Raw genomic sequence first — 14099 nt, 5'->3', positions numbered from 1 at the left:
TGGCGCCGAGCGGATGAGTGCAAGGCGCGAGTCTGACTCTGCTTGAGCAGGCTCAAGTTCGAATCTGCCGTCGGAAGCTGACGCCTTTCCGACGACGCATCACGTGGAATGCGTCGCCGTCCTCGAACCGGCCGCAATGATGGTCAGTTGTCCCGGAAGAGACCAGCGAGTGCGGTGACCTGCCGCGATGAGCGGTTGGCGGTCGCTGACCTGCGCGAATGACCTTTCGGCTATTTCACGTTCGTGCCGCTTGATGGGGCCGGAAGTCCCAGAAAAGTCCCAGGGGACTCCCACAACTGACGGATGTCTTTCGGCTCTGTACAGGTGCTTGGAAGGAAGCGTCCAGTTTCCGTCCCGTAACTGTTCGCGCCGTAGTGGAATCCGGAGCGCTGGGAACGACGTCCTGGTGTTCGCCATCTGAGTGCGGGAGCCGACCCGGACGCCCATCGGTCGGACGGCCAGGCAGCCGCAGTGATGCTCCGGACGGAATCCGGAGTGCTGGAGGAGCAGCGCGAGGAGGCCAAGCGCCTGCACGCCCCCGCAGTGGTGCTCCGGACGGAATCCGGAGTGCTGGCCGTACGGGCCACGACCACCGAGGCCCGGGAGGCGGACCCGCAGTGATGCTTCGGACGGAATCCGGAGTGCTGGACCGATTCGGGGGGCCGAACCCTGGCAGCGCCATGCCGCAGTGGTGCTTTGGACGGAATCCGGAGTGTTGGTGCCGCCACGCATTCGCGGTTGCCTGGGTAGCAACGCCGCAGTGGTGCTCCGGCCGGGATCCGGAGTGCTGGAGTGTTGCCCTGGAGGACCTGAGTCGTCTCGATGCCGCAGTGGTGCTCCGGACGGAATCCAGAGTGCTGATACGGTTGGCCGGCAAACCAGCCCGTCAGGTAGCAGCCGCGGTGGTGCTCCGGACGGAATCCGGAGTGCTGGCACGGCATCGTAGTCGCCGGTCGCGACACGGGCGATGCCGCAGTGGTGCTCGGGAGGAAACCCGGAGTGTTGGCGTATCCGGGGCAATGCCTTCGGTCGGCCTGGGCCGCCGCAGTGGTGCTCCGGACGAATCCGGAGTGGTGGGGGATGTATGCCTCTCCGCCAGTGGGCGGCTCGGCGCCGCAGTGGTGCTCCGGACGGGACCCGGAGTGTTGGGCAGGACCCCGCGCGCGTACGACTGCAACGTCTGGACGCCGCAGTGGTGCTCCGACCGGGAGCCGGGTGTTGGAAGCTCTCGTAGCGCTGGCGCCATGAGAGAATCGAAGCCGTAGTGGTGCTCCGGAGGCAATCCGGAGTGTCGGTGTCTTTCCGGTCCTGTACTGCCTCGACGTCGAGGATCCGCAGTAGTGCTCCGGACGGGATCCAGAGTGTTGGTGTCGTGGTCCCGGCAGTAATGGTCAAGGAGTCGCTGCCGTAGTGGTGCTCCGGACGGATCCGGAGTGTTGGCAAGCTGTCCGGCATCGTCGTCCACCTTGCTGACCTGCCGCAATGGTGCTCCGGGACGGGATCCGGAGTGTTGGGCTCGCCCCGTCGCGGCAGGGCAATTCCATTATCCTGCCGAAGTGGTGCTCCGGTCGCAATCCGGAGTGTCGGCGTGCCCCGTTCGCACATTGATCAGCGCCAAAAGCCGCCGAAGTGGTGCTCCGGAGGGAACCCGGAGTGTCGGTCGCGGATTCCGTTCCCAGGACTCCGACGATCGCGCCGCCGTGGTGGTGCTGCGGTCGGAACCCGGAGTGTCGGCAGGGATAGCTGGCTGGTCCCCGTCGCCGTCGCCCACCCGCAGTGTTGCTCCGGTTAAACCCCGGAGCGCCGGAACCCGGCTGCGGGCTTGCTTCACCTGTCCGTAGTCCCCGCAGTGGTGCTCCGGTCAGACCCCGGAGTGTCAGTCTGCCCACGCCATCACCGCCGTGACGATCATCCTCCCGCAGTGGTGCTCCAGACGGAATCCGGAGTGCTGAAACGGTTGGCCGGCAAACCAGCCCGTCAGGTAGCAGCCGCGGTGGTGCTCCGGACGGAATCCGGAGTGCTGGCAGGAGATCGAGAACCACATCCTCCTAAACCTGTGGCCGCTGTGGTGCTCCGGACGGGGTCCGGAGTGTTGGGTCCGGCGTGGACGTCTCCACGAGCGGGGTGACCGTGCCGCAGTGGTGCTCCGGACGGGATCCGGCGGCTGGGGTCCGGGCCGACGTCGCCAGGCTTGGTGTCGAGGTCGCCGCGGTGGTGCTCCGGTCGGAATCCGGAGTGTTGGCGGGGCTCAGCTCTGGTCGAACGAATTGCCGGATGGGCGGGGGATTTGATCTCCGGGCTCCGCCGATTGCGCTGCCGCAGTGGCGCTTTACGCGAAGTTGGGGTGTTGGCCTCTTTCCGGCTCTGTACCCCCTGGACGTCAAGGAGCCGTAGCGGTGCACCAGAGGAAACCCGGAGTGTTAGTGGTGGATCAAGGGCGACGGCACCTACCTCATGAGGCCGTAGTGGTGCTCCGGAGGTGATCCGGAGTGCTGGCAGCGTCGCGGGGTCGTCGTACTCGACGAACACATAGCCGCAGTGATGCTTCGGAAGGAATCCGGAGTGCTGGGACGGTTTGGGGAGTTGCTGACCGGCAAGTGACGGGCCGCAGTGGTGCTCTGGATGAAATCCGGAGTGCTGGCGTCCTGGTCCGGTGGACTGCTTCCGGCAGTCGCGACGCCGCAGTGGTGCTCCGGACAGAATCCGGAGGGTTGGGGTGGAATGTCATCAGCGATATCGCGCTGATCGACGTGCCGCAGTGGTGCTCCGGACGCGATCCGGAGTGTTGGAAGACCGGAGCACATGGGCGTGGCCAGGGCGTCGCCGCAGTAGGGCTCTGGTCGGGCCCCCGGAGTGTTGGTCGCCTTGGGTTTGATGGTCCCCGGCTTGCCAGACTTGCCGCAGTGGCGCTCCGGACGGAACCCGGAGCGTTGGACCGGGGTGTGCTGTACGCCGCGTACGGGCTCACACCGCGGGGTGTCCGGGCGCACCCCGGAGGTTTGGGACGGCCTTGATCGCGGTGCCCTTGCGCCAGACAGTGCCGAAGTAGTGCTCCGGTTGCAACCCGGAGTATTGGCCGTTCGACTGCAAGCTCAACCCGGCCAACCGGTGGCCGGAGATGTGCTCCGGTCGGAGTCCGGAGTGGTTGACGAATGCTGGCGTGGGCCACACCGCTGGGACGCTGCCGCAGTGGTGCTCCGGAGGGAAACCGGGAGTGCTGGTGGGCGAGGGTGACGCGTAGCCTCCGCAAGCGCAAGCCGCAGTGGTGCTCCGGGCGGCACCCGCAGTGTTGGGTACCAGCAGGTTGGCCCACACCCGTTTGTACGTCGCGCCGCAGTGGTGCTCCGGGGGAAACCTGAAGTGTTGGCGCGATCGCCTGTACGAGCGACATCTCTGTCTCGCCACCGTAGTGGTGCTCCGGATGGTCTCCGGAGTGTTGGAGCGCCATGCCTTGCCGCAACTCGAAAGTCGTAGTGCCGTACTGGTGCTCCAGTCGCCACCCGAAGTGTTGGTGAACGGCGCGAAGCGGGCCAGACACGACCAGGCCGCCGTAGTGGTGCTCCGGCCGGAACCCGGAGTGTCGGTAACTTTACCGGTGGCCTGGGTGACGTGATTAACGTGCCGCAGTGGTGCTCCGGACGGAGTCCGGGGTGTTGGCCCGCCCAGCCTGCAACGCTCCGGGGGAGCGAACCGGGCCGACCATGATCATGGATGCATGGTATAGGCATTTCGGTCATTTCGCTTCGGAGTGGTGGCGCATTTCGTGGGGTGCCTGTGGTTCCGAGATCTGTGGGTGACGCGCTGTCCTGGGGAGAGCGGTCCGTCGCCTTGGAGGAGACGGGTGCGTTGTGCGGTGTAGATCGCGGTGACGCCTAGGTTTTCGAGGACCGCTGGTTTGGAGGGGGTGCGGATGGCTGAGTGTTCGAGGAGGGTGGTGAGTGCGGTGGTGGTGAGGGGCGGGTGCCAGGTGGGCCATGTGAAGGCGTTAGTGGTGGTGTTCCAGCTTGTGGCTTGGGGGCGGTTGGTGTTGCCGATGAGGCGTATGGCGGCGAAGCCGTGGAGGGCGAGCCAGGTTGCTCCGGGGACGCCTTGTTGGGTGGGTTTGCCGTGGCTGACCATGTGGGCGTCGCCGAGGGAGCTGTGGTCGAGGTTGGCGCCGGCGTAGCCGTCGACTCGCTTCCAGTTGGTGAGGGCTGCGTGGAGGTGGTTGGGGTTGTTGATGCAGTGTTGGGCGGCGGTGGCCCAGCTGCTCGGGAGGGTCATGCGGCCGGTCCGCCCGAAGAGCGGGGTTGTACGGGTGTAGAGGGCCTGGGAGCTGTCTTTCGTTGTCCTCTTCGGTGCGGTGGTGTCTTCGGTTTTGCCGGGGCTGGCGCTGAGCGTGTTGATCAGCGAGGTGAACCAGTGGGCGTGGTTGTCGTTGTGGTCGCGTTCCGCCTGGGCGTGGGCGCGGAGGTGAGCGAGGGCTTCGGGGAGGGGCATGCGGAGGGGGTCGTTGGGTGCGCCCGGGCCGGATGAACGGGGCTGGTCGAGGATGCCGGGGGCGAGGGCCAGGGCGTCCTTCTCGGGCTGGATGGGCAGTTGGGTTGCCAGGAGGTCGGCGAGGCTGTCGTGGGTGAGGGGCTGGTGTGTGTGGAGGATGGCTGGTGCGTCCGGGCCAGCCCAGGAGAGTTGCGGGGCTTGATCGAGCATGTGGTGGCTGAGGTGGAGGGTGCCGAGAGCGGCGAGGAACCCGAGGGGTGAGCTGCCGTAGAGGGCGGGGAGTTCGAGGGAATGGCGGGTCATGGTCAGGTTCCTTCCTCGGAGCAGGCCATGTCGGCGAGACGGAGGGTGGCTTCGAGCAGGGCCAGTCCCCAGGGCCCGTAGCGGCGGTTGAGTGTGTGGAACCGGTCGGGGCCGGTCCAGTCGGTGCCCATGTCGGCGCTGTCGACGATGACCTGTTGTTGGTCGGGCATGGTGCACGTCACCTTCTCCGGGGCGGGGTCGGTCATGGGAGGAAGGAGCGGGCGGGCGTGGCCGTGGTGTGCGGCGACGAGGTGGAGCACCAGGTGGTCGTCGTCACCCCGGGGGTGGTCGGGGCGGGTGTCCAGCCAGGCGGTGACGGCGAGCGCGCTGATCGCTTCGTGTCGCATGTCTGGATGCCACTGCGCGAGTTGGGCTGCGCGGCGGCGCGCGTGGTGATCGGCGGGGTCCATCCCGGATTTCGCGCGGGGTTCGTCCAGGATTTCGGCCAGGAGTCTGTCTCCGGCGCAGAGCATGCATTGGAACCGGCGGTGTGATTTTCCACAGTCGTGGGCGTGTCCTGCGGCCCGGAGGGCGTCGATGAGCGGGGGAGGCAGGCGCAGGGCCGTGGCGAAGGCGCCGGCGCGTTCGGCGACGGCGACGCTGTGTTGTGACAGCGAAACGGGGCGGGTCAGCGAGCTTGCGTCGGAGGCGTCGTCGGCGATGCCTGGGGTCCGTTCGCGCTGTCCGCGTGGCGGCCGTGCAGGGATGAGGACGAGGCGGCAGAGGTCTTCTGGGTCGAGGACAACATGCCCTTGTTCCTCGGTGCGGCCGGTGGGTGCCGTGGTCCACCGCTCGACAGTGCGCAGGCGGTGCAGACGGTTCTGGGCCAGGTCGGCATACGGCCCACCGAGGAGGGAAACCGGGGCGGCGAGGAGGACGTCCAGGAGTTCGTTGACGATGCCGGTGGTCTCATCCGGGTCCTCAACGCGCAGCCGTTGGGCTGCGTGGGCGGTCGCTGTCGTGAGGCGGACGGTGACCGAGTCTTCGCCGGTGGTTCGGGGAGTGAGGACGTGGGCGTCGATTCGGGTGGGCGCGGTGTCCGTGGTGGGGTAGTCGCCGAGGTCGGTGACCGGTTGGTCGCGAGTGCCGGTCCAGCCGTAGGCGTCATGGCCTCCGTAGCGTGCGGGCAGGACTACGGTGCTACCGGGCCGGATTTCGCGGGGCTCGGTGGCTGGCACCCACTGGTTCTCGCGGTCGTCGTAACGCAGCACCGGCGACATAGTGGGTGCCGGTTGCCTCTTGGCCGTGGGAGCCGTGTCGAGGGTGGGCGTCGTGCCTTCGAGGTCGCTGGTGTCGTCGTCGGCGGGGGCGCAGGTGAGGAAGCGGCGCAGTTGCCGGGCGGGGATCGCGACTGTTTCGCCGGCGTGGGGCGGGGTCTGGCTCATGCGGGTGGCCCATTGTGCGAAGTCGGGCTGTCCGTCGGTCTCGTGAAGGTCGGCGCGCCAGAGCACGAGGACGTCTTCGGGTGAGGTGTCCAGGCCATGGAGGAACGGGGCTGGCGCCTGGTCGGGGACTGGGGCGGGGCTGGTGCGGGTCCAGGAGTCGACGAGGGTGCGATGGACTACAGGGATGAGGGGCGGCTCCACGTTGAGGACGCTGGTGTCCACGTCCGCGAGCAGCGCGGGCAGGGTTACAGGATTGACGAGCAGGCCCTCGGCAAGAACTCCGGCCAGTGAAGGAGCCTTGAGTCCGGACATTATGACGGTGGGCGCCTTCTCCGTCAGATGCGCCCAGGTGCGTTCGGCGGACTCACCGTAGACGGGGATGGTGCTCTGCTTGGTCTGTGTGCTGGTGCGCAGGACGATGGCGGGTGCGAGGTTCAGGTCGCCGGTGCGGTCCAGACGGCCGAGGCGCTGGATGAGTGCCGCGAGGGAGGCGTTCTCGGTGACCATGCCGGCGAAGGAGATGTCGATGCCGACCTCGACGGTCTGGGTGGCGATGACGATCAGCGGCCGTTCGCGGTCGGGTTGCACGCTGGCGAGGAGTTCGGTGACCAGCGGGTGGGCCAGGAGACGCTCGCGGTCGAGGGGGCGTGTGCGGCCGGTCAGCAGCACGGTGTCGGCGTCCTCGCGCTGGGCCAGCAGGTGATGGGTGGCGCGGGCGGCGCGGATGGTATTGGCGATCACGCCGATCACCGGTCGTTCGATCACCGGAAGCAGGGATTCGACCGCCAGCGCGGCAGCCTGCGCGAAGGCTGCCGCCGTGTCCTTCACGTTCGGCGAGGCATCCAGGAGCGTGAGGCGGCGCTGCGCGTTCAAGCGCCGGCTGGCCACAGGGTGGGCACGGTCGGCGTCGGTGATCGAGTGCCGGGGCCGGTCCGCGGCGGCCGAAGCGGTCGCGGAGAGGCTGACGACCTGGACGGCACGGCCGGCGAAGTCCGGTTGGGAGGCAGTGGCCTGGTAAGCGGCGCAGTCGGTGGCCGTGCGCAGCAGCGGCAGCGCGATGTGAGCCTCGTCCACGGCGAGGAGGGCGTCCATGCCGCACAGAGCGGCGTCGATGGGGCGCATGCGCGGGCTGGTGTGATAGCCGCGGAACAGCAGACGACTGCCGTACTGATCGACGGTGCTGGAGATGACGGCGGGCTGAGCCGGGGAGCGCAGCCAGCGGGAGCTCCAGTCGGCGCCGCCCCGCATGCGCACGCTGTCCATGGCGGTGTCGCTCGCGCCAAGTTCACGCAGCGCCTGGGCGACACGGCCGGTCACCGTAGTGGCGCCGCTGTCGTGGAGCGCCCGTTGAAGGGAGCTGGCGCTTTCGTGTGCCTGGTCGACGACCAGGCGTCGGTCCACAGCGAAGAACAGCCGTACAGGCACGGTCCGCCGGGCCCCGCTGGAGTGCTGCCAGGCCAGGAGGAAGCACCAGATGTCGATGGTGCTGGTCTTGCCGAGGCCGGTGGGGATGTCGAGGTCGGCCCAGATGCCGCTTTCCGCGACCCGGTTCAGGTATGCGGTCTGCCAGGGAAAGGGCCGGTGTCCTCGGACTTCCTGGACGAAGTCGGAGAACTCCTCCAGATGCAGGGCGCCTTCAAGGGGGATGGTCATGCCGTTCCTTCTCGCGCGGGGACCGGAATGCACAGGCCAAGGCCGTAGCTCTTTTTGCTGCCCAGGATGATCGGCCCGGTGACCGGCTCGGCGAACCGCAGGCGGACGTGGCGGCTCAGGAGAGGCCGCTCGCCGGCCTTGCGGCGTAGCGCATACGGGGGGAGTTCCGGCGCGCCGGGTACGTATGCGCCTCGGTGCAGGACCTCGACCGATCGCGGCTCGGGGAATCCGGCCAGGACGCAGCTGGTCGCCACTGATGTCTCGATCCCGTTCGGGGTTCTTCTGGGAAAGTGGTCCAGGACCATCGGCAGGGCCGTCGTCCACTGGGTGGACGGGGTGGTCCATCGCTCCGCGCGCACTGCTTGCAGCGTGCTCTGCACGGTGTCGCCCGCACCGGCGTATGACAGAGGAACGGGGCGGGACAGCGTCGGCACGGACAGCTTGCGCAGCCCGCCACCGAGACGGAGGAGAACCGCCAGCAGCGCCTTGCGGTGCGCCGGATCGAGATCTCGGGGCAACGCGATGCCCACCCCGCGCAGCCGGCCGTCCGCGTGGCGATGTCCAACGAACGGCAGCGCAACGAAGGCGCAGACGTGCCGCTGGTCCCCGGCAGGTTTGTGCCCGTGCACCGCGATCATCTGGTCCACGTCGTGCCCTGCCGCAGAGAGCATGCCGCTGACCTTCGAACGCAACGAGGAGGTCACTTTGAGCGTGAGGGACGGGTCGAGCGAAAGCCCAGAGGGGAACGCGAAGGGGAGCAGATCGACATACGGGCCCTCCACCACCATGTCGTTCGGCCCCGCAGACTCGATGCCGACGAGCTGATAGGCGTGGGGCCGGGCCTGCTGGAACGCTCGCTGACCCTCGGCATGTGCGCTGCGAAGACGTGTGAGGAAGCCCGGGTAGGGAGCACGGAGAAACTCCACGTTCCTGGCCTCACGGGAAGCGGGAGACCACTCACGCCACCCTTCGCCCACGGGCGTCACCTCGGCATCGCCGACCACGGCCGCGGTGAGAAGCGCGTGCCCGCTGGCCCGGCCGAAGTAGCCGATGCGGGACAGCAGGAGCTCAAGCACCGCCTGGATACCCGGGGACGGGCACTGCGGCCAGATGAAGCTCACCATCGGCTCCGCGAGATTGCGCTGGGGCCATTGCTTCGGCTGGCCGCCGGAGATCCGTCCGGGAAGCACCGCGTGCCCAGGCTTCTTCCGCTCCACCGCATTGGTCGGCACCCATGCCCGCCGAGTCTCGGCGGCTTCCACCGACCGAGCCGGGACCCGGACCGTGGGAGGGGGCTGCTCCTCCAACCACGTCAGCGCAGCGTTCTGGACCGGGTCATCCTCATCGGCCACCGAGACCAGAGCGCAGAACAGCCGATAGGGGTGTGGCGGCCACTCCGCACCGGAACGATTCAGTGTCGAGGCGTGGTACGAACTGTCCAGCAGATGCACGTCAAGATGGAACGGCACGAGGTCACTCCTCTTCGGCCGCGCCGATTCCGGCGATCTCGTAGGACTTTTCGATCGCTTGCTGCAGACTCGCGTTCGGGCGGACACGGAACGGCTCGACCGGCCACTCCAGCCCGGACTTACGGGCCCGTTCCAGAGCGATCTCGAACAGCGCCTGTGCATCGCGGGACGTCGTGCACTCCATCGGCTCCGTCACCGGCACCCCGTTGCGCCCCCGCTGCACCCATTCCACCTGCTCCGAGACGACGACAAGGTCGCAGCCCGAACGTAGGTGCAGAGCCGACGCACCGAAGGCCAGCCGGTCTCCCAGAAGCGCGATGGACGCGAGCAACGCCCGGCCTGCGGCCGTGAACTCCTCGGTGACGCTCCCGAAGCGCAGCGAGGACAGTTGCGCCAGGGACACCGTCGCCTGCCGGTGCACCGCCTTGACCGAGACCCCGCCGATGCCTTCAGAGGGTGGGATCATGCCGTGGCCCAGCTCCGACATCCTTGCGGACGCGACGCCGCGGGGCGGCTTCGCACCATCGAGCGGAGACCACCCCGTCTCGGTGACCGCGACGGTGTCACCAGCCAGGTTCAGCCGGTCCACGCGCCCGGCCGCCCGCACACCCACGAGGGGCGAGACGCCGTACATCTCCGAGGTGTAGGCGCGGGGGACCTTGACCTGGATCCGGCGCTTACGGTGCGAGTCCCACACGCCATACACCAGGTCCGCCGGCGACTGATCCAGATAGGCGCGGAGGTCTGCCGCTCCCGCCCGGCGCAGCGCGGCCCCGACCTCGGTCTTGTCGAACGTTGTCCCCTCTTCGTTCTGGGAGTCGCGGAAGTAGGCGTCGCAGGACCTGTGCGGCGCCTCCAGGCTCGTGATCGATACGGCCGTCCCCCCGGCCTCCGTCGTCAGCTCCAGATGGGGAAGGAACAGGTCTTCACGGCGTACCGCGTCCAGGAGCGCCTGTTCGCACCGGTTCGCCTGCGACTGGCGCTGATCGAGGAGCACCACCCTGACCTCATCGCCCTCCACGTAGCGGGGCTCGATCAGGTAGCCGGCCGCGTCGGTGGACTTGGCCTTCACCGTCGGCGGGCAGATCCTGCCGCCCGAACTGCTGGTCGGCTCATACGCTGCCCGGACCCGAATAGCGCTGTCCTCCGACAGCGCATTGGCTGCGGCATGCAGCCGTTCGTACAGCTCCTCGATCACGATCGACCTCCCAAGATCGGTGAGCGCAGAGGACGGAATGGCCACCCAACCTCCCTCTAAAGCAGCCCACTTCGGCAATGGCGGATCATCGAAGCATCGAGGAAATGGGCGAGCAAATAGGTTCAATGGTGAGGGATACGACTCTGTCAGTGGTGGCCGATAGGGTCCTTCGCTCGTCGGTGACCGGCCTCCTCCCAGCGCTGGGCGCAGCGCGCCGATGGGCGTTGCGTTTTCGCACGGCCAGGGTTCCAGCGTGGCTGACGCGCAGGTCAACATCGTTCAGCATCCGTGCATCTGATTGGAGGTGCGAACAGCACTCGTTCGAGGGTGCGGCCAAATGGGGGATGGCGTTTCGGGGTACGGCCGACCAGGTTGTTCGACGTCCGGCGCTGACGGCAGGCTTAAGGAAGTCAACGGGTATAGAAGCAAGGACCTCACGCTATCCGCCAGCAACGACGAGGAACGCCGCGTGCCTTCTCCGTGGTTGCGGGACCTGCGGAGGCTCCCTCGGCGTAGGGGACGCGTCGAGCACGGAGACTCAGTGCCCGGCCAGCCGAGACCCGCGGCCAAGCGCTTAGAAGGCACGTGCTCTATCCACTGAGCTACGGGGCTGAACTGCGGAAACGCAGTCTTCCAGGCGCTCGTCCCGCGATCCTGTGGGACGTATGTGGGATCTGCTGGTCCCTGGGAACCGTGGGACGAGGGTGCCTCATGCTGGCCCGCACGTAGCTTCTGACACCTCCTTCACACGCCCGAAGCCTCCCGCGGAAACAATCCCGACCCAGCTCGGCGTTGACGATCTCCGAACCGAGGAGGGGGAGACGTCGAGTGAAGCTGTTCCACACGACGAAAGGCGGCATGACTGAGGTCACGCCGCGTCTTGTTGACGTCGAGGCGGATGTGCAGAGCCTCATCGAGGCGCACATGGACACGATGCTGGGGGTGCGGTTCCTGGCGAGCGAGTACGTGATCGACTGCGTCGACGGCGGGCGGATCGACTCGCTCGGGATTGACGAGAACGGTGCGCCGGTCATCGTTGAGTACAAGCGCGGCACGGATGCCGGCGTGATCAACCAGGGCCTCTACTACCTGTCGTGGCTCACGCGGCACCGGAGCGCCTTCGACAGCTTGGTCCGCGACAGGCTCGGAGTGCCGACCGCAGCCCAGGTCCTGTGGAGCGCCCCCCGCCTGATCTGCGTTGCCGGCGACTTCACTCGCTACGACGCGCACGCAGTGCGCGAGCACCGTCGTAGCATCGACCTGGTCCGCTACCGGTACTACGGCAGGGACCACGTCAGCCTGGAAACGGTGGTCTCCGTCACCGGCAAGTCGGGAGCGGCGAACCGGCGCACCCGCCGCCATACGCACGCGGACGCGCCACAGGCGCTCCAGCGGCGGACCGACGCCATGGCGGAGCTGGCCGTGGCTGCGGACGAGACGTTTCGCGGCCTGGGGAACGGTGTCACGCGGGTTCAGCGCAAGCAGTACGCCGCCTACCAGCGGCTGCGGAACTTTGCCTGCGTCATCCCGCCCCAGCAGACCAAGTTGCTCGTCTACCTGAAGGCCGACCCGAAAAGCGTCGATCTCAGGCCCGGATTCACCCGGGACGTGACGGGGCTCGGTCACCACGGCACGGGCGACCTGGAGGTGCAGCTGCGCACCGAGCGGGACCTGGAGCGTGCTCAGGACCTGTTCCGGCTGAGCTACGCCGCGGCGTGAACGAGTAATGGCCCCCAGGGCCCTGTGCGCTTGCCTGATCAACCCTGGCTCTTCAGCCGAATTGGATGATCTGACGGCCCAATAGCAGAAAGGCGCCACTGGCCTGCGAGGATGTGACTGTCGAGGAAGCATCGGTAGCAGAAATCAGGGCACCTTTCTGGTGAGTGAGCGTACAGGGTGGGACCGGGGTCTGAGCGTGCGGGCCGACGGTAAAGGGCTGGTCGGACACGCGGGAGTGGTGCTGCTGCGGCGGCTCGCGGACCGGTCGGGGCTGACCCAGGCGTTGACCGGGGTGTTCCCGCAGGGTGGTGTGGGGTGGCGGGATCGGGCGGTGGTCCTCGTACACCTGGCGATATCGATCGCGCTCGGGACCCGCAGTGTGCTGGAGGCCGAACACCTCGCCCTGCACCAGGTGCGGTTGACCGGACCGGGGGCATCTGACTCCACGGTGCACCGCACTCTGGAAACGCTCGACCACCAGCCCGGCCGCCTCGCCCATCACGCCAGACGCCGCTACCTCCGTCTCGACCCCACATGGCCCTGGACCAGCGCATTCACTCTGGCCTGGACCCGGATCTGCGACCTCGCGGCCGTCACCTGACGACCGGGAACCGCCCCGACGAAGACCAGGAAGGAGCCCCCTCCGGGAGACGTGGAACCCGGCGCAGCCGCAGCGACACGCGACGGCCCGACAACCGCAACGAGGGAACATTACGGGCGAACCGCCAGGCCGGTCAGCACGAACTCACCGCTGACGAATCGAGGCCAAGTTGTGGTCTGTCGCGATGCGGCCCTTCGACGTAGCGGTCAGGTAGTGGCGGTGGAGCTATAAGTATTCGGTGGATCCCCGGTTTCGGTAACCGGGGATCCACCGCTACATTGCCGCCCGGCTCTACCGGGGCCCGCCGGACAAGGCGGCGTGAGTGGCCTGCACGCTCGCCCAGTAGTGGACGAACTCTTCCTCGTTCAGCCTCCGCACCGCGTATCCGGCGCATGCACTGCACCAGCCCGAGCCTGTCCAGTCGTCGTACCCCGGGTCTTGAAGGTAGAGCGCAACGAGGTCTCGGAGAGTGAGAAGATCAGGCTCGGGGCTCAGCCACCTCTCGTGCACACACAGGCCGTGCGACTTTCTTTCGTAAAGCCCCTGTGGATTCGTGGCGTATACCTGAAGATCAGTCAGGGGCCCCAACGGTTGGTTTCCGACGCTCCTTCCCGTAACTCCGTGACGGTCCATGACGAAATTCTGGCCGTCCCGGCTGCGCAGGAATACCCAGAGCGAGAATTGATCGCCGGGGACGAGCGCTGCCAGGGAGGCCATGCGTAGCAATCCGTCGGTGTACGGGTCGGGATCGCGGATGAGGGATGTTTCGCGGAGGTCGGCGTCGGGCGGGACAGCGAGCCACTCGTCCGGAATCGAAGCGCGCCGGGATGCCGGCTCCTGGGTGCCGAAGGCTTCACGGCCGAATTCGAGGGGGCGTGCCCTGGCCCCCGCCCAAGGGGAAGGAGTAGCTGATCGTCCGCTGGAAGACCGGGTGATCACACCAGGCGCTGCGAGACGCGCATGTGGGGGTGCCCGCCGTAACGGCGGGCACCCCCACATGGTGACGGCGGCCTGACTCAGCCGCGGACGATGTTCTCCGCCTGGGGGTCCTTCTGGCCCTGGGTGACGTCGAAGCTGACCTTGTCGCCCTCGACGAGTTCGCGGAAGCCGCCGCCGGAGATGTTGGAGTAGTGGGCGAAGACGTCGGGGCCGCCGCCGTCCTGCTCGATGAAGCCGAAGCCCTTTTCGCTGTTGAACCACTTCACGGTGCCGCTGGCCATACTGCAATCCTTCACTTCACCCGAGTCCGTCCACGGTGGAGCGGCTCGGCATTCACGAGCATGCCGGACTGG

8 protein-coding genes are annotated in these 14099 nt (G+C 67.5%); 3 read left to right on the top strand and 5 right to left on the bottom strand.

What is annotated here, in order from left to right; all coding sequences use genetic code 11:
• Positions 1 to 474 precede the first annotated feature (474 nt).
• Positions 475 to 621, top strand: a complete 147-nt coding sequence (locus B9S64_RS34320; RefSeq protein WP_181012386.1) for a hypothetical protein — start codon at positions 475 to 477, stop codon at positions 619 to 621.
• Between the two features lie 3084 nt (positions 622 to 3705).
• Here the strand turns inward: B9S64_RS34320 and B9S64_RS03185 are convergent.
• Genes B9S64_RS03185 through cas7u form a run of 4 tightly spaced genes read right to left on the bottom strand, consistent with a single transcriptional unit; the run spans position 3706 to position 10532 of the window.
• The gene (locus B9S64_RS03185; RefSeq protein WP_103492538.1) at positions 3706 to 4782 is read right to left on the bottom strand and encodes a hypothetical protein; all 1077 of its coding nucleotides are present in this window, start codon (positions 4780 to 4782) and stop codon (positions 3706 to 3708) included.
• A gap of 2 nt (positions 4783 to 4784) precedes the next feature.
• Positions 4785 to 7820, bottom strand: coding sequence for a type I-U CRISPR-associated helicase/endonuclease Cas3 (cas3u, locus tag B9S64_RS03180; protein WP_103492537.1), 3036 nt, complete (start codon positions 7818 to 7820; stop codon positions 4785 to 4787).
• Positions 7817 to 9289: a type I-U CRISPR-associated protein Csb2 gene (csb2, locus tag B9S64_RS03175; protein WP_103492536.1), complete on the bottom strand. Its 1473-nt coding sequence runs from the start codon at positions 9287 to 9289 to the stop codon at positions 7817 to 7819. Before csb2 ends, cas3u begins: the two co-directional genes overlap by 4 nt.
• Positions 9290 to 9293: 4 nt before the next feature.
• Positions 9294 to 10532, bottom strand: coding sequence for a type I-U CRISPR-associated RAMP protein Csb1/Cas7u (gene cas7u / locus B9S64_RS03170; protein ID WP_258037960.1), 1239 nt, complete (start codon positions 10530 to 10532; stop codon positions 9294 to 9296).
• An 813-nt stretch (positions 10533 to 11345) separates the two neighbouring features.
• On the opposite strand from cas7u, the gene B9S64_RS03165 reads away from it, so the two are divergent.
• Both B9S64_RS03165 and B9S64_RS03160 read left to right on the top strand, forming a co-directional pair.
• Entirely contained in the window at positions 11346 to 12206 is an 861-nt protein-coding gene (locus tag B9S64_RS03165) for an endonuclease NucS domain-containing protein (protein WP_103492564.1), read from the top strand.
• Between the two features lie 160 nt (positions 12207 to 12366).
• A complete protein-coding gene (locus tag B9S64_RS03160) occupies positions 12367 to 12807 on the top strand; it encodes a transposase (RefSeq protein ID WP_181012385.1) in 441 nt (146 codons plus the stop codon).
• A gap of 1016 nt (positions 12808 to 13823) precedes the next feature.
• Here B9S64_RS03160 and B9S64_RS03150 read toward each other — a convergent pair.
• Positions 13824 to 14027 carry a cold-shock protein gene (locus B9S64_RS03150; RefSeq protein ID WP_030817760.1) on the bottom strand — a complete coding sequence of 68 codons (204 nt, stop codon included), beginning with the start codon at positions 14025 to 14027 and terminating at the stop codon, positions 13824 to 13826.
• Positions 14028 to 14099 lie beyond the last annotated feature (72 nt).

The sequence above is a fragment of the Streptomyces sp. SM18 genome (genome assembly GCF_002910775.2).
Classification (GTDB): Bacteria; Actinomycetota; Actinomycetes; order Streptomycetales; family Streptomycetaceae; genus Streptomyces; species Streptomyces halstedii.
The sequence above is the reverse complement of the archived record's forward strand: the minus strand, read 5'-3'. Positions and strand labels throughout refer to the sequence as shown.